The following is a 15,999-nucleotide window of genomic DNA, read 5'->3' as shown; positions in this document are numbered from 1 at the left end:
TGCGAGGGGATTTTTCCGGTCCTTGAGCAGCACAAACGTCATATCACTCTCGGTGATCGACTTTCGGCTCGCGGGCCGTTGTGATCATCATCTCAGACCGCGGGCGCGAGCCTCGTGGCCAGCGTGATCACCCGGTCCATGGCGTCGCCGTCCTTCTGGTCGTACAGGCCCGCCAGCAGCTTCAGCACCAGCCGCATCAGCGTCTCCTGGGGCATGCCGTAGCGGGTGGCCGTGCGCATGATCGTCGGGTTGCCGATCAGCTTGGAGAAGATGTTGCCCAGGCGGTAGTAGCTGCCCAGCGCCTCGCGCAGGCGGGTCGGGTAGGCGTGCAGGGCGTGTTCGCGGGACATGCCGGCCGGGCGGGCCATCGCCTGCACCACGCACTCCGCCGCCAGCTTGGCCGACTCCATGGCGTAGCCGATGCCCTCACCGTTGAACGGGTTCACCGTGCCGCCCGCGTCGCCCACCAGCAGCACGCCGTCGCGGTAGTGCGGGGTGCGGTTGAAGCCCATCGGCAGCGCGGCCCCGCCGACCTTGCCCAGCGCGTTCTCGTCGCGGAAGCCCCACTCCTCCGGCGTGCCGTCCAGCCACGTCTTCATCAGCGCGCGGTAGTCGGTGCGGCCGTAGGCCTTCGAGGTGGACAGGATGCCCAGGCCCACGTTCACCGTGCCGTCGCCCATGCCGAAGATCCAGCCGTAGCCCGGCATCAGCACCGGATTGGCCGGGTTCGAGCGATCCCACAGCTCCAGGTGCGACTCGAGGTAGTCGTCATGCGTGCGGGGGCTCTGGTAGTAGCGCCGCACCGCCACGCCCATCGGCCGGTCGTCCCGCTTCTCGATGCCCATCGACAGCGCCAGCCGGGCCGACACGCCGTCGCAGGCCAGCACGATCGGCGCGTGGAACTCCTTGCCGTCCTTGGACTTCACGCCTTGGACCCGGCCCGTGCGCTCGTTCCTGATCGCCTCGGTCACCGTCGTCGCCTCTTTGAGCCGGGCCCCCGACTTCTGCGCGTTGCGGGCCAGCATCTCGTCGAAGTCCTTGCGGGTGCGCACCACGCCGTAGGGCGGAAAACTCGCCAGCTCCGGCCAGGCCAGATCCAGCTTCGTGCGGCCCGCGATCACCCGCAGGCCCTTGTTGTGCAGCCAGCCCGCCTCTTCCCTGGTGTCGATGCCCAGGTCGATCAGCTGCTTCACGCCGCGGGGCGTCAGGCCGTCCCCGCACACCTTCTCCCGCGGGAACGTGCTCTTCTCCAGCAGCAGCACATCCAGCCCGGCCCGCGCCAGGTACGTCGCAGCGGTCGAGCCCGCGGGCCCGGCCCCCACCACGATCACGTCGGCGTCATCGCCGGCCTGGCCTCGGCTGGGCGTGCTCATGCCGGACTCCCTCGTGAATTCGTTCACTAGCAGGTCAAAGTGAGTCTAGCTGTGGACAACCCGACGGCCTCGCGGCCAGTTGTCCACAGCCGATGACGGGGTGGTTGCGCCGCCGCGATCCGTGCCCACCATTGGATGAGTGACTCGATGCAACTCCCGCGACCTTGCCGCACTGGCCGACATGTTCCCCGACGCCGTCGCCACCTGGACCGCCCTGTTGCGGCTCGGTGTGCCCCAGGGGCTTCCGGCGCGCAAGTGTCAACCAGGCGGAGGCTGGACCCGGTTGCTGACCGGCGTCTACCTCGTGACCGGCGGCTCGCCGACCAGGCGGCAGATGGTCCGCGCCGCACTGCTGCGAGCCGGTCCAGGGGCGGCGCTGACCGGTCTCGAGGCAGCTCACCGACATGGCGTACGTCGGTTGCCCGGTAACAGCTCGGTGCATGTGCTGGTGCCCAACGCACGCGCCTTGGCCAGCCAATCGTTCATGGTTGTGGAACGATCCCGGCGGCCGTGGTCCATCCACCTGACCGACGGATTCCCCATGGTCAGCGTCGAGCGGGCGCTCGTCGACGCCGCGCGCAGGCAGCAGCAGCTCGATGTTGTCCGGGCCATGCTCGCTGACGGCCTCCAACGAGGGCTTTGCACGGTCTCATCGCTGACCGACGAGGTCGCGGTCCGCCGACTGCGTGGCACCGCCATCGTGCGGACCGTGCTGTCAGAGGTCGACGACGGTGTGCGGTCGGTGGCCGAGGCCTGGGCTCACTCCCTGGTCCAGGGCAGTGGCCTCCCGAAGCCGGCGTGGAATGTCGCGTTGCACACAGCCGGCGGGCAGAGCCTCGGTGTCATGGACGCGTGGTGGGACGACGTCGGCCTGGCGTGGGAGATCGACTCGCTGGAGTTCCACCTGACGCCCGAGGGATACACGCGGACGATGCGCAAGCACTCCGCCCTCGCCGCCGCTGGTGTCCTCGTCGTGCACACCGTGCCCTCCCAGCTGCAACGAGACACCGCAGCTGTACTCCGTGACCTCACCGCAGCCCACGCCAGCGCTGCCGCCCGCCCACGCCCTCCCGTCAAAGCAACCCACCAGTAGCCGTTCCTGCACGTGAGTGGCTCATTTACCTCCCCCGGCCTCAATCACCACCCGCGCTTCCTGCACGTGAGTGGCTCATTTCGCTCCTAGAGCCACCTAAGCCACTCACGTGCCCCGGGGCCGTGGTTGCGCGCTGCACGTGAGTGGCTTAGGTGGCCGTAGATGCGAAATGAGCCACTCACGTAGCGAAAAAGTGGGGGGCGAGGGCGGGGGCTAGGCGGGTTTGGTGGCGCGGTGGATGGCGGCCATGCCGGCGGTGAGGTTCATCCAGGCGACGTCTTCCCAGCCGGCCTCGGCGATGAGTTCGGCGAGGGTGCGCTGGTCGTGCCAGTCGCGGATGGAGTCGGCGAGGTAGGTGTAGGCGTCGGTGTTGGAGGCTACGGGCTTGGCGATGACGGGCAGGAAGCGCAAGGCGACGTTGCTGTAGAGCTGGCGCAGGGGCTTCCAGGTGGGCTTGGACAGCTCGCAGATCACGAGGCGGCCGCCGGGGCGCACGACGCGGGCCATCTCGCGGAGGGCGGAGACGGTGCCCTGGAAGTTGCGCAGGCCGAAGGAGACGGTGGCGGCGTCGAAGGAGCCGTCGGCGAAGGGCAGGTGCAGGGCGTCGGCGGCGATCTTGGGCACGGGGCGGCGGGCGCCGGAGCGGAGCATGCCGAGGGAGAAGTCGGCGGCCACGCACCAGGCGCCGGCGCTGGAGAACTCGACGGTCGACACGGCGGTGCCGGCGGCGAGGTCGAGGATCTTCTCGCCGGCGCGGGCGTCCAGCGCCCGACGGGTCCACTCGCGCCACCGCCGGTCGAACCCGAGCGTCATGACGGAGTTCGTCAGGTCGTAGCCCTTGGCCACGCCGTCGAACATCTCGGCGACCTCGCGCGGGTTCTTGTCCAAGCCGGCTCGCGACATGACGGGAGCCTATGTCACCTCGCGCGCAGGGCGGCCAGCATCCCGTCGACGGCGGCGGGCCAGGGGAACTGTTCGGCCCGGGCACGGGCGGCGGCGCGGCGGTCGGCCTCGGGGTCGGCCAGCAGGGACTCGACGGCGGAGGCGAAGGCGGGGGCGTGGTCGGAGACGGCGGCGCCGCAGCCGGGGGCGACGAGCTCCCGCAGGGCGGAGGAGGCGGAGACGACAACGGGGGTGCCGGAGGCGAGGGCCTCCAGGGCGGCGAGGCCGAACGTCTCGTGCGGGCCGGGCGCCAACGACACGTCGGCGGAGGCGAGGAGGGTGGCGACCTGGGGTCGGGATGACACGAAACCGAGGAAGGTGACGGGCAGGCCGGCGGCGCGGCGTTCGAGGGCCTCGCGGCGGGGGCCGTCGCCGGCGATGACGAGACGCACGTCGACGCCGGATTCGTACAGCTCGGCGACGGTGTCGACGCTGCGCTCCACGTGCTTCTCAGGTGAGAGACGGCCGCAGTGGACCATCAGGGTGCGGGCACCACGGGCCAAGTCGTTCCGCACGAAGGAGTCCCGCCGACACGGGGTGAACTCGCGCAGGTCGACGCCGAGGGGGACGCGGCGGACGTTGGTGGCGCCGATTCGGTCGAACTCGGCGCGGGCGAAGTCGGTGGTGCAGACCACGGTGTCGTAGCTGGCGGCCATCCGCCGGTTCGCCCAGTCCGCGCCCCGCACGGCCGGCCGCCGCGGCACGAGGAACTGCTCCAGCAGCCGGTCAAGGCGCTCGTGCGAGATGACGACGCTGGGCACGTCGTGTTCACGGGCCCAATGCCCCATGCCCCGCAGCGTGAGCCGGTCGGAGACCTCCAGCCGGTCGGGCCGAAGCCGGTCGAGCAGCACCCGCACCCGCCACGGATCGACGGCGCGGTAACCGCCGGTGCCGGGGATGACCGGGGCACGGAGGGTGATGCGCTTGACGCCGGACGGCAGCACCTCGCAATCGGGACGACGGCCCGGCACGACCAGGATCACGTCGTGGCCGTGCAGCGCGTAGCCGGCGCCGAGGTGGTGCAGGGCGGTGCGCAGCCCGCCCGATCGTGGTCCGTAGAAGTTGGCGAGCTGGACTACGCGCACCGGGACTCCGGCTGGTCGAGCAGCTCGGTGTAGTGCCCGAGCAGCTCGTCGCAGATCGCGGGCCACGTCCTGGCCTGCACGGACCGCCGGGCGGCCGCACCGAAGGCGGCCCTGGTGGCGTCATCGCGCAGCAGTTCGATGCTTCGTCGCAGTCCTGCCGCGAACTCGTCGTCCGACCACGGCGACAGCAGGAAGCCGGTGCGGCCGTCGTCGATCAGGTCGGACGGCCCGCCGGCGTCGGGGGCGATCGCCGGCAGACCCGAGGCCAACGCCTCCTGCACGGTCTGGCAGAACGTCTCGTGCGGGCCTGTGTGCACGAAGACGTCCAGGCTCGCGTAGACCTTGGCCAGGTCCTCGCCGGTGGTCAGCCCCAGGAAGGCGGCGTCGGGCAGCTTGTCCCGCAGCACCGGCTCGTCCGGGCCCGCGCCGACCACGACCACTCGCACGCCGGGCACGTCGTTCAGCGCGGCCAGCCGGTCCACGCGCTTCTCCGGCGCCAGCCGTCCCACGAAGCCGACGAGCATCTCGCCGTTCGGGGCCAGCTCGCGGTGCAGCCTGTCGTCCCGTTTGTGCGGGTCGTAGCGCTCGACGTCAACGCCTCGGCCCCACCGGTGCACCCGCGGCACGCCGCGCTCCCGCAACTCCCGAACGGCCCAGGTCGACGGGGCAAGGGTGCGGGTCGCCAGGGTGTGCAGCCGCTTGGTCCACCGCCAGGCGGTACGAGCGCCCAGCCCGAATCCGTACGAGCCGGCGAAGCCCGCGATGTCGGTCTGGTAGACAGCGATCGTCGGCAGGCCGAGCTTGCGGGCGGCCGACAGGCCACGGGCGCCGACCACGAAGGGCGACGCCACGTGCACCAGGTCCGGCTTGAAGTCGGCCAGGGCGGTGAGCACCCTGCGGGTCGGCACGCCGACGGGCAGGGACGTGACGAACGGGAAGTCGACGGCCGGCAGGCGCACGACCGGGGTGTCCTCATGCCGGTCGGGGCCGGGGCCGGGGCAGACGACCAGGCTCGGGATCCGGTGCCGGCGCAGGTGCGCCAGTACCTGGACGACGGAGTTCGTCACCCCGTTGACCTGCGGCAAGAAGCTCTCGGTGACGATCGCGACGCGCACAGGCCCAGCGTCCGCGCCCATCCCGTACGCAGGGTGGCCGGTTGGCGAACGCTGCCCGAAATCCTCAGGTCAGGGATTGGCGGGCGACCGGCCGGCCCGCAGACTTGATCTGGTGATCTCCGGGACGTCACCTCTGCTTCTCATCGGCGACACCCATCGCGTTCACGCTCGGGTGGCGTGACCCTCTTGTCATCCCGATCGATTCAGCCGGTTGACCCCGGGCTGCTGTCCCGGGCACTGGAGGTCGCCGGTCGCCTGGCCAACGACGCCTCCGACGTGATCACGGCGACGGCCGGCCGGGGCGCGCGTCCGGAGTCCAAGGACTCCCCGTTCGACTGGGTCACCGACACCGATCGCACCCTGGAACGCCACACCCGCCGCGTGCTGGCCAGCGAGTTCCCCGGCATCCCCGTGCACGGCGACGCCTTCGGCGCCGACGAGGGGATCAGCGCCGCGCCCTACCGCTGGGTGGTGGACCCGGTGGACGGCACCACCAACTACGTGGCCGGCATCCCCTGGTGCGCCTACAGCCTCGCGCTGCTCGACGAGCACGGCCCGGTGGTCGGCGTGGTCGCCGACCCGTACCGGGCACAGATCTACGCCGCCGCGCGCGGCCGTGGCACCCGGGCCAACGGCACACCGGTCAAGCTGGTGGACAAGACCGAGGTCGCCGGGGCTGTGATGTGCACGGAGTGGACCAAGACCGGTCCGTGGCCGGGCATGGACAGCTTCATCGCCCGTGCCGCCAAGGCCCGCACCGGTGTGCGCGTGCTCGGATCAGCGGCGCTGTCGGTGGCCCAGGTCGCGCTGGGCCACGCCGCCGCAGCCGTGCTGCACAGCTATCACGAGTGGGATGTCGCCGGAGCGGTGGCGCTGGCCGTGGAGTCCGGCGCCGTCGTGCTGGACCGGCGCGGTTCCGGCGATCCGCTGCCGTTGGACGGCCTGCTGGTCGCGGCCCCGGGCGTGGCCGACGAGGTGCTCACGTGGTGGCAGGAGTCCTTGGACGTCGCAGCCACCAGATCAGCCCCGCCGCGAGTGCCCAGGTGATGCCGATCATCATGCCGACCGGCAGGAAGGTCAGGCGGTAGTCCCGGCCGGCCACGCGGACCAGGTCGTTGGGGTGGGACGTGTCGTACTCGACCTGCACACGCTGGCCCGCCTGGAGGTCCTGCGGGTAGAGCACGCCGTTGAAGGGGCTGTGCGCGCCGCCGTCGGGCGTGGTGAACCTCACCACGGTCCGGTCGATGGCCACGGACAGGACGTCGGCGTCGGCATGGCCCATGCGGGCCTCGATGGCGTGGTCGTCACGCCAGGCCCCGACGACCAGCAGCAGGCCCATGACCGTGATCAGCACAGCCGTCGCCACCACGGCGATCAGCCAGGCACGACGTCCCGGCGTGAGCTTGTCCATGCCGAGGAACGCCCAGCGTGACGGTCGCCGGGCGGCCGTGTCCGCCAGTCGGGTCGCGACTGCGTTCTCCACCACAGCGCCCGAGTGTAGGCCCGCTCGGAGTCACGGACGGCCGGAGTGCGCTCTACGCTCGAAGGCGTGATGACCGCTCCGAACGCCCGCACCACCGGTCTCCGTGCCCGCAGCCGGGTGGTGGCGACCGATGAGGACCTGCTCCGGCTGCTGCCGTCGGCCGACGGCACGCTGGCCTGGGTGATGCGGGGCGAGGGGCTGGTCGGCTGGGGCGAGGCCGCCCGGTTCGAGCCGTCCGGCGCGGACCGGTTCGAGCAGGCCGACCGCTGGTGGCGGGACTACGCGGCCGGCATCGACTGCGTGGACGAGGTGCGCCTGCCCGGCTCCGGGCCGGTCGCGTTCGTGAGCATGGCGTTCGCCGACGACCCCGGGTCGTCGGTGCTGGTGGTGCCGCGGGTGCTGGTGGGGCGGCGGGACGGCATCACGTGGGTGACCGAGATCGGCGAGCCGGCCGAGAGCCCGTTCCACACCGTGGAGCCGGTGCGCAAGCCGTCCACGATCCGCTACTCCGAGGGTGAGCTGTCCGTCACCGACTACCGCGACGCCGTGGCGCAGGCGGTGGCGCGGATGCGGGCCGGCGAGCTGGACAAGGTCGTCCTGGCCCACGATCTGATCGCGCACACCGAAGACGCCGTCGATCCGCGGTTCCTACTGCACGGGCTGTCGGCCAAGTACCCCAGCTGCTGGGTCTTCTCGGTGGACGGGCTGGTCGGCGCGACACCGGAGATGTTGATGCGGCGTCAGGACTCCCACGTCTACTCGCGGGTGCTGGCCGGCACGATGTGGCCGCACGCCGGCGTCGACGCCGATGAGCTGGCCCAGGAGTTGTTGGCCTCGGCCAAGAACCAGGGCGAGCACACCTACGCCGTAGAGTCGCTGGCCGAGGCGCTACAGCCGTTCTGCTCCTCGATGTCGGTGTCGCCGCGGCCCCACGTGCTGCGGCTGCCCAACGTCATGCACCTGGCCAGCGACGTCGCCGGCGAGCTGGCCGGCGATTCCTCCCTGCTGCGGCTGGCCGGGGCCGTGCACCCCACCGCCGCCGTCGGCGGGACCCCGCGGGCCAAGGCCGTGGCCACGATCACCGAGCTCGAAGGCATGGATCGCGGCCGTTACGCGGGCCCGGTCGGCTGGGTCGACGCCAACGGCGACGGCGAGGTCGGCATTGCGCTGCGGTGCGCCCAGGTCGCGGATTCCTCCGTGCGGCTGTTCGCCGGCGGCGGTGTCGTGCCGGATTCCGATCCCGACACCGAGGTCGCCGAGGCAGCCGCCAAGATGATCCCGATCAGGGACGCCCTTGAGCGCGCCGACTAGCAGCGCACGTCGTCGGCCGGCCTACAGCACCGACCAACATTCTGTTGGTGCAGAACGAAAGTGACCCGGCGGCTACGGCGCCTGTCTGCGGACCGGCAATGCCTGCCTCGATGACATCACGACCAGGTTTCTGATCGACGGCAGGTGCTGCCGCCCAGCTCGCGAAGGCCGGGAACCGCTGGTCCATGCCGTCGGTGTTGTTCATCGGGCCAGGTCCAGCTGGTCCGGGCGGCGCGGCTCAGCGGCGCGCTCCGGCCTCGCCCAGCACTTCGGCGAACCGGCGGCCGTCGGCCTTGGCGAAGATAAACGCCACCCGGAACACCACCGGCTCCCCGGCCACCGCCAGCTTGAACTTGACCTTCAGCGGCCCCTGCTTGACGCCGCTCAGCGTGATCAGCCGACGCGGCAGGCTGGCCACCACCTTCGACCTGCGCATCGTCAGGCCCGGCCGCAGCACCAGCAGCCTGCAGTCCGTGAGCACCAGGTACATCGTCTCCGGCACCACCGTCGCCGCGGCCGTCCCGCCCGACAGCACCGCCGTCGCCACCGCGACCCCCACCTGCTCCTTCGCCGAGGTGGTCGTCACGCTGGCCTGGCCCAGCAGCTCGATCCGCTCCCCCGCGGCCAGCTCCGGCCGCACCGTCTCCGCCAACTGCCGCTCATCCCTCGCCCGCATGCCCTCATGCTGGCCGGGGACGCGCGCGGGGAACATCCGGGAAATCACCATCGCCGGGGGACGAATGCGGTCACTGATCGAGACGTCACGGATGCGGTTGCAGTGCTTCGAACCGGCGGACCTGGCCGAGCTGCACGCGATCTTCAGCGATCCCCGGACACACACCATCGGCAGCGGCCCGTTCACCACGGTCGAGCAGACTGCCGGGTGGATCGACCGCCGGATGCTGGTCATGCACACGAGCGGGCTGGCCGGCGAGGCCGCGCATGCGGTGCTGGCGGAGTGCTTCGCGGCCGGTGTCCGGCGGGTGTGGGCCACCGTCCGGCCGGCCAACGCGGCCTCCCTGCGGATCGCCGCCGACCTGGGCATGACGCTGCGCCATCGGCGGGCGGACGACCGGGGCGAGCTCCTCTACCTGGCGGCCGACGCTTGTGGATCAGCCTGTGGACAACCTTGTGGATAACCTCGAAACCTGTGGACAGCCTGTTGACAAACGGCGCTCGCCCGAGCCGGGCGAGCGCCGCTGGCGAAGCCGGGAAGGTCAGTGGTGGGACTGGGCCAGGAGGACCTGGGTGCGGTCGATCTCGGCGACGGACCTGGGCTTGACGGGGGTGGTGTGGGCCGAGAAGGAGGCGGGCACGGCGGGCCTGGCCGGGGTGAACAGCCACTGCTGGAAGAGGTCGTGCAGGGGCTTGCCGGAGATCTTCTCGGCGATGGCGATGAACTGGTCGATGGTGCCGTCGCTGTACTCGCGGGACGCGACCCAGGCCTTGAGGATGGCGAAGAAGGAGTCGTCGCCGACGGCGGTGCGCAGGGCGTGCAGGGCGAGGGCCCCGCGGGTGTAGACGGCGAAGTCGGAGAACTGGTTGTCGGCGCCGGGGTCGCCCGGCAGCACCTGCCACTGGGCATCGTCGGCGGGCACGGAGTTGTAGTAGTAGTCGAACAACTGCTGGGCGGTGCCTTCGCCCTCCTTCTCCGACCACAGCCACTCGGCGTAGCTGGCGAAGCCCTCGTTCAGCCAGATGTCGTTCCACCGGTGCACGGACACGGCGTCGCCGAACCACTGGTGCGCGTTCTCGTGCACGATCACCGACATGTCGGCGCCGGACCGGAAGAAGCCGGGCGTGTAGACGGGCCGGGTCTGGTTCTCGAGCGCGAAGCCGAAGTTCACCGCCGGCACCACGCCGCCCTCCGCCTCGAAGGGGAACGGCCCGAAGACGCTGGACTCCCAGGAGAGGACCTCGGGAGTGCGCTCGACGCTGGCCACGGCGGCGTCATGGTTGTCGCCGATGTTCGCGCCGTAGGCGTTGATGACGGGCTTGCCGTCGGGACCGGTGGACCGCCGGATGTCGTACTTGCCGATGGCGATGAAGGTCAGGTACGTGGCCTGCGGCTTGGTGCTGCGCCAGTTCCAGCGCGTCTGGCCGAGCTGGCTGGGCGAGCTGACCAGCGTGCCGTTGGAGATCACCTGCGTGCCGTTGGGGACGGCCACGGACACGTCGTAGGTGGCCTTGTCGGTGGGATGGTCGTTGGCCGGATACCAGAACGCGGCGATGTGCGGCTCCTGGACGGCCTGGGCGCCGTCGGGGGTGCGCAGCCAGTCCTGCTCGCCGTTGATGGTGACCTTCGACGGAATCCCGTCGTAGCGAACGACAACGGTGACCGCGCTGCCCTTGGCCAGCGACCTGGCCGGCGTGATGACCAGCTTGGAGCCGGTGCTGGTGTATGTGGCCGGCAGGTTGTTGACCAGCACGGAATCGGTGTGCAGGCCGAAGTCGAACGAGAACTGCGACAGGTCCTGGGTGGCGGTAGCCAGAATGGTCGCGGTTCCGCTGAGCTGATCGGTGGGCGGCTGGTACTGCAGGCGTAAGTCGTAGTGCCCGACGTCGTAACCGGTGTTGCCGTCGTTCGGGTAGTAGGGGTCGCCGACGGTCTGGCCGCCGGGCGCGGGCGCGGCGGCCGCGGTGCCGGCGAGCAGCAGCCCGGCGACGGCCGTCGCGAGCGTGACGAGCGCAGTGGATCTCAAGGCGAGCCTCCCCAATCGGACCAGTACGCCCGAACCTAGAGAGGCCGCCCCGCAGGCACTACCCAACGTTAGTAGGTTCCTACGCAACGAGATCGCTTGACCGCTACCAGGCTTCGCTGATGACGGAACGCAGTCGGGAGTGCAGATCCCGCAACCGAGCGCGATCGGCGGACACCTCGATGACCCGAATGCCATCGGCCGGGGCGAGGGCGTCGCGGAGCGCGGCGGCGGAGTCGACGAGGGTGTGCGGCACTCGGTAGCCGGCGCACAGGGCGGCCAGGTCGGCGCCGTGCGGGGTGCCGAAAATCCGCTCGAACGAGTCGGCGTGCTCGGGAGAACCCTGCTCCAGCAGGGAAAAGATGCCGCCGCCGTCATCGTTGAGCACGACAACGGCCAGGTTGGGCCGAAGTTCGCTGGGGCCGATGAGTAAACCGTTGATGTCGTGGAGAAAAGTGAGGTCGCCGACGAGGGCGTAGCCGTGCTCGGCGCTGAGGGCCACGCCGACGGCGCAGGACAGCGTGCCGTCGATGCCGGCCAGCCCGCGGTTGGAGAACAAGCGCAGGTCCGCACGGTGCGCGGCGGCCATGTCGACGTCACGGACGGGGTTGGACGAACCGAGGAAAAGCGTTGAGCCGTAGGGCAAAGCGTCGATCAACGTCTGGGCGACGTGCAGGCCGGTGGGCCACCGCTCATCGGCCAGGAACTTGTCCACGACGGACTTGGCGCTCACGTCGGCGTCCCGCCAGCGGGACAGCCACGCGTCGCCGAAGCGGGGCGGATCGACGGCGAGCGGGCCGGTGACGTAGTCGGCCTGATGCTGCGGATCGGTCCACTGTGGATGATCGGAGATCACGTGCACGACCGGGGTTTCGCGGATGACCCGCTGCACGCCACGGCTGAGCGAGGGATGCCCGACGACCAGCAAGGACTCCGGCCGCAGCGCCGGCGGCAGACCGGCGGACAGCAGGAGCGAGCCGGTGCCGATGGTGTCGCCGGCGGCGAAGGCCAGCGGCTCGACGATCACCGGCCAGCCGGCGGCCGAGGCGAACGTGGCCGTGGCACGGGCGATCTCCGGGGCGACATCGCCGATGACGACCAGGGTGCGCTCACCGAGGTGCCCGATTTCCGTTGCACCGGAACGGGTTTCACCAGCAGCGGCGACAGATGTCCACGGCCGGCCGTCGGCCCGGCCGTCGAGCGACTCGGGCCAGTCGTCGGAGCCGTCCGGCACCAACGGCTCCCGGAACGGCACGTTGAGGTGCACCGGACCGTCCGAACGCAGCGAACGGCAGACCATGCCCCGCCACACGGCGTTCTGTCCGGGGCGGGGCTCGGCCATGGGAAAGTCCACGGTGGACACCAGGGCGCCGAAAATCCCGTGCTGCACGGTGGTTTGGCTGGCGCCGGAACCGACCAGCTCGATCGGCCGGTCCGCGGTCAGGGCGATCAGCGGCAGATGGCTGTGCGCGGCCTCCATCATCGCGGGGTGCAGGTTGGCCACGGCCGTCCCGGAGGTGCAGACCACGGCCACCGGGAGGCCGGTGCCACGGGCGATGCCGAGCGCGAGAAAGCCGGCGGACCGCTCGTCGATGCGGACGTGCAGGGTCAACTTCCCGGCCACGGCGGCGTGGTGCAAGGCCATCGCCAGCGCCGCATTGCGTGATCCAGGACACAGCACGACCTGCCGCACGTCGTTGCGTGCGAGTTCGTCGACCAGGACACGGGCCTGCGCGGTGGACGGGTTCACACGCCTATTCTCCCAGGTGTGCCTGATGAACACGTGTCCGACTTGTTCGACCCGAGCGCGTGGCGCGCCGTCGACGGCTTCACCTTCACCGACATCACCTACCACCGCGCCGTGGACCAGGGAACGGTCCGCATCGCGTTCAACCGGCCCGAGGTGCGCAACGCCTTCCGTCCGCACACCGTGGACGAGCTCTACGTCGCGCTGGACCACGCCCGGATGTCCTCCGACGTCGGCTGCGTGCTGATCACCGGCAACGGACCGTCCCCCAAGGACGGCGGCTGGGCCTTCTGCTCCGGCGGCGACCAGCGCATCCGCGGCCGCGACGGCTACCAGTACGCGACCGGCGACACCGCCGACACCGTGGACCGCGCCCGCGCCGGCCGGCTGCACATCCTGGAATGCCAGCGGCTGATCCGGTTCATGCCCAAGGTCGTCATCGCCGTGGTCCCCGGCTGGGCCGCCGGCGGCGGGCACAGCCTGCACGTGGTGTGCGATCTCACCCTGGCCAGCGCCGAGCACGCCCGCTTCAAGCAGACCGACTCCGACGTGGGCAGCTTCGACGGCGGCTACGGCTCGGCCTACCTGGCCCGCCAGACCGGCCAGAAGTTCGCCCGCGAGATCTTCTTCCTCGGCCGCCCCTACACCGCCGAGCAAGCCCACCAGATGGGCATGGTCAACGCGGTCGTGCCGCACGAGGACCTGGAGAAGACCGCGCTGGAGTGGGCCCGCGAGGTCAACGGCAAGTCCCCGACCGCGCAGCGCATGCTCAAGTACGCGTTCAACATGATCGACGACGGCCTGGTCGGCCAGCAGATCTTCGCCGGCGAGACCACGCGCCTGGCCTACATGACCGACGAAGCCGTCGAGGGCCGCAACGCCTTCCTGGAGAAGCGCGACCCCGACTGGTCCGACTACCCGTACTACTTCTGATGCCTCGCGAGCTGCGGGCCCTGCCCGTCCCGACCCGGCCGGCCGAGGTGCTGGCGCTGCTGCCGGCCCTGGCGGCGGCGCTGGACGGCGACGGCCCGGCGCTGCTGCCGGTCACCGACCAGGAGCCGGGCCTGCCGGCGGCGCTGGAGGTGGACCGGCCGGTGGACGACCGGATCGCGCTGGTCATCGGCACGTCGGGGTCGACGGGGGCACCGAAGGGCGCCTTGCTGTCGTCCGACGCCATCAAGGCCTCCGCCATGGCCACCCACGCCCGTCTGGGCGGGCCGGGCACGTGGCTGCTGGCGATGTCGGCACGGTACATCGGCGGCCTTCAGGTGCTGATCCGCTCGCTGCTCGCGGGCACAGAGCCGGTCGTGGACGACCTGACGGACGGTTTCCGTGCGGAGAGCTTCACCAAGGCGGCCTTCGTGGCGCTGGAGGCGCCGGGGCGGCACTACACCGCCCTGGTGCCGACCCAGTTGACCCGGCTGATGGCCGACGACGGCGCCCTCGAAGCGCTCCGGGGCTTCGACGCGATCGTCATGGGCGGGGCGGCCATGCCCGAGGACCTGCTTCGGCGGTGCCGGGAGGAAGGCGTCAACGCCGTCCCCTCGTACGGCATGAGCGAGACGGCCAGCGGCTGCGTGTACGACGGCGTGCCGCTGGACGGCGTCGAGATCCGGCTGAGCGATGGCCGCATCGACATCAGGGGGCCGATGTTGGCCGACGGCTATCGCAACTTCGACGGCGAGTCCCCGTTCGTGGACGGCTGGTTTCGCACCAGCGACCTCGGCCGTTGGACCGATGACGGCCGCCTTGAGGTGATCGGCCGGATCGACGACGTGATCAACACTGGTGGCGTGAAAATCGCCCCGCTGCTGGTCGAACGGGCCCTGACGGCGGTCGAGGGCGTCGCCGACGCCTGCGTGGTCGGCCTGCCGCACCCGGAATGGGGCCAGATCGTCGCCGCCGCGGTGGTCGCCGACGGTGAGCCGAGCGAACAGCGGCTGCGCGAGGCGGTCCGGGACCGGGCCGGCCGCGCGGCGGTGCCGAAGGTGATCCGGTTCCTGCCGGCGCTGCCGCTGCTGGGCCCGGGCAAGGTGGACCGAGCGGCCCTCAGGAAGGCACTCGGCTGACCGGCAGACGTGACCGACGACGTTGTGAGCAATTCACGGGCACATCGCCGTATCACGTTGAGTAGTCACGAAGTCACCGATTCCCTCGGTGCATGCGAACAACACCCCTGCTGCTGGCGGCGGCCGCCGCCCTCACGCTGGCGGCGACGGCCCCGGCCACCGCCGCGACGAGCACCACCTGGACGGCCGATCTGGCGTCGCACAACGAGGACAACAGCAACATCGCCAACGCCGACGGCCTGGTCCGCCTGGCCGGCGGCCCGGCCCACGCCGCGACCGACCAGCTGGACCTGGAGACCGGCATCATCATGTTCGACCCGCGGCAGCTGCCGGCGAAGTCGAACACCGTCTCGGCCACTGTGGACGCCACCGTGCCGGCCGACTCGGAGCTGGCGGTCGACGTGCGCGGCCTGCGCGCGGACGGCCAGTGGACCGAGTGGACGGAGGCGACGCCGGACGCCCCGGCCGTGCTGCCCGAGGCCAGCGCGACCGTGCAGGCCCGAATGATGCTCACCGCCCCGGCCGGCTCGACCGGCCTGGAGGCCCGCAGGCTGACGCTGACGGCCGGCACCGCCATGACGCCCATGGCCGCCCCGCTGGCGTCGCGGTCGTACAAGGTGTACGCGACCCGCGAGGGCCTGGTCGGCGGCACCACGGCCAATGGCCACAAGATCAAGTCACGGGACCACTTCGTCGCGCTGCCGTCCGGAAAGTCCTTGTCCCCCAACGGGAAGAAGACGTACCAGGTGAAGGTCTGCGCGGCCAACGGCCGCTGCGAGACCGCCCCGGTGTGGGACGTCGGGCCCTGGAACACCAAGGACGACTACTGGAACCCGAAGGCCAGCCGGCAGTCCTGGAAGGACCTGCCGCAGGGCAAGCCCGAGGCGCAGGCGGCGTACCAGAGCGGCTACAACGGCGGCAAGGACCAGTTCGGCCGCAAGGTCTCCAACCCGGCCGGCATCGACCTGGCCGACGGCACCTTCCTCGACGGCCTCAAGCTCACCGACAACGCCTGGGTGACCGTCACCTACCTGTGGACATAGGCCCTGGTTGACGGGCGGCCGTGGCCGTGTCGGAAGATG

The 15,999-nt window shown here is 70.9% G+C and carries 15 protein-coding genes; 7 read left to right on the top strand and 8 right to left on the bottom strand.

The window, feature by feature from the left end; all coding sequences use genetic code 11:
• Nucleotides 1-92 precede the first annotated feature (92 nt).
• Entirely contained in the window at nt 93-1,373 is a 1,281-nt protein-coding gene (locus tag AB0M73_RS13090) for a geranylgeranyl reductase family protein (RefSeq protein WP_363890541.1), read from the bottom strand.
• Between the two features lie 139 nt (nt 1,374-1,512).
• On the opposite strand from AB0M73_RS13090, the gene AB0M73_RS13085 reads away from it, so the two are divergent.
• Nucleotides 1,513-2,466 carry a hypothetical protein gene (locus AB0M73_RS13085; RefSeq protein ID WP_363890539.1) on the top strand — a complete coding sequence of 318 codons (954 nt, stop codon included), beginning with the start codon at nt 1,513-1,515 and terminating at the stop codon, nt 2,464-2,466.
• Nucleotides 2,467-2,679: 213 nt separating this feature from the next.
• Here the strand turns inward: AB0M73_RS13085 and AB0M73_RS13080 are convergent, their stop codons facing one another.
• The 3 genes from AB0M73_RS13080 to AB0M73_RS13070 are packed head-to-tail and all read right to left on the bottom strand — an operon-like array spanning nt 2,680 to nt 5,608.
• The gene (locus AB0M73_RS13080; RefSeq protein WP_363890538.1) at nt 2,680-3,369 is read right to left on the bottom strand and encodes a demethylmenaquinone methyltransferase; all 690 of its coding nucleotides are present in this window, start codon (nt 3,367-3,369) and stop codon (nt 2,680-2,682) included.
• A gap of 14 nt (nt 3,370-3,383) precedes the next feature.
• Nucleotides 3,384-4,493 (bottom strand): glycosyltransferase, encoded by a 1,110-nt coding sequence (locus AB0M73_RS13075; RefSeq protein WP_363890536.1) that lies wholly within the window; start codon nt 4,491-4,493, stop codon nt 3,384-3,386.
• On the bottom strand, nt 4,484-5,608 hold the full coding sequence (locus AB0M73_RS13070; protein ID WP_363890535.1) for a glycosyltransferase family 1 protein: 1,125 nt from the start codon (nt 5,606-5,608) through the stop codon (nt 4,484-4,486). Before AB0M73_RS13070 ends, AB0M73_RS13075 begins: the two co-directional genes overlap by 10 nt.
• 177 nt (nt 5,609-5,785) lie before the next feature.
• Here AB0M73_RS13070 and AB0M73_RS13065 point away from each other — a divergent pair, with 177 nt between their 5' ends.
• Nucleotides 5,786-6,655, top strand: coding sequence for an inositol monophosphatase (locus AB0M73_RS13065; RefSeq protein ID WP_363890533.1), 870 nt, complete (start codon nt 5,786-5,788; stop codon nt 6,653-6,655).
• On the opposite strand, the gene AB0M73_RS13060 is transcribed toward AB0M73_RS13065, so the two are convergent.
• Nucleotides 6,588-7,094 carry a DUF3592 domain-containing protein gene (locus AB0M73_RS13060; RefSeq protein ID WP_363890530.1) on the bottom strand — a complete coding sequence of 169 codons (507 nt, stop codon included), beginning with the start codon at nt 7,092-7,094 and terminating at the stop codon, nt 6,588-6,590. The two genes, AB0M73_RS13065 and AB0M73_RS13060, sit on opposite strands and share 68 nt — an antisense overlap.
• A gap of 66 nt (nt 7,095-7,160) precedes the next feature.
• Here AB0M73_RS13060 and AB0M73_RS13055 point away from each other — a divergent pair, with 66 nt between their 5' ends.
• Nucleotides 7,161-8,402, top strand: a complete 1,242-nt coding sequence (locus AB0M73_RS13055; protein ID WP_363890681.1) for an isochorismate synthase — start codon at nt 7,161-7,163, stop codon at nt 8,400-8,402.
• A 238-nt stretch (nt 8,403-8,640) separates the two neighbouring features.
• Here AB0M73_RS13055 and AB0M73_RS13050 read toward each other — a convergent pair whose 3' ends face one another.
• Entirely contained in the window at nt 8,641-9,078 is a 438-nt protein-coding gene (locus AB0M73_RS13050) for a hypothetical protein (protein ID WP_363890529.1), read from the bottom strand.
• 64 nt (nt 9,079-9,142) lie between these two features.
• Here AB0M73_RS13050 and AB0M73_RS13045 point away from each other — a divergent pair, with 64 nt between their 5' ends.
• On the top strand, nt 9,143-9,541 hold the full coding sequence (locus AB0M73_RS13045) for a GNAT family N-acetyltransferase (protein WP_363890527.1): 399 nt from the start codon (nt 9,143-9,145) through the stop codon (nt 9,539-9,541).
• A gap of 78 nt (nt 9,542-9,619) precedes the next feature.
• Here AB0M73_RS13045 and AB0M73_RS13040 read toward each other — a convergent pair whose 3' ends face one another.
• On the bottom strand, nt 9,620-11,104 hold the full coding sequence (locus AB0M73_RS13040) for a M1 family metallopeptidase (RefSeq protein WP_363890524.1): 1,485 nt from the start codon (nt 11,102-11,104) through the stop codon (nt 9,620-9,622).
• Between the two features lie 103 nt (nt 11,105-11,207).
• A complete protein-coding gene (gene menD / locus AB0M73_RS13035; protein WP_363890523.1) occupies nt 11,208-12,851 on the bottom strand; it encodes a 2-succinyl-5-enolpyruvyl-6-hydroxy-3-cyclohexene-1-carboxylic-acid synthase in 1,644 nt (547 codons plus the stop codon).
• An 18-nt stretch (nt 12,852-12,869) separates the two neighbouring features.
• Between menD and AB0M73_RS13030 the strand changes: the two genes are divergently transcribed.
• The 3 genes from AB0M73_RS13030 to AB0M73_RS13020 all read left to right on the top strand — a co-directional run bounded on the left by AB0M73_RS13030 (nt 12,870) and on the right by AB0M73_RS13020 (nt 15,960).
• Nucleotides 12,870-13,781, top strand: a complete 912-nt coding sequence (locus AB0M73_RS13030; protein ID WP_363890522.1) for a 1,4-dihydroxy-2-naphthoyl-CoA synthase — start codon at nt 12,870-12,872, stop codon at nt 13,779-13,781.
• A complete protein-coding gene (menE, locus tag AB0M73_RS13025) occupies nt 13,781-14,917 on the top strand; it encodes an o-succinylbenzoate--CoA ligase (protein WP_363890520.1) in 1,137 nt (378 codons plus the stop codon). Before AB0M73_RS13030 ends, menE begins: the two co-directional genes overlap by 1 nt.
• A 92-nt stretch (nt 14,918-15,009) precedes the next feature.
• A complete protein-coding gene (locus AB0M73_RS13020) occupies nt 15,010-15,960 on the top strand; it encodes a hypothetical protein (RefSeq protein WP_363890519.1) in 951 nt (316 codons plus the stop codon).
• Nucleotides 15,961-15,999 lie beyond the last annotated feature (39 nt).

The sequence above is a fragment of the Kutzneria sp. NPDC051319 genome (assembly GCF_040682195.1).
GTDB lineage: Bacteria > Actinomycetota > Actinomycetes > Mycobacteriales > Pseudonocardiaceae > Kutzneria.
This window is presented reverse-complemented; position numbering and strand designations above follow the sequence as displayed.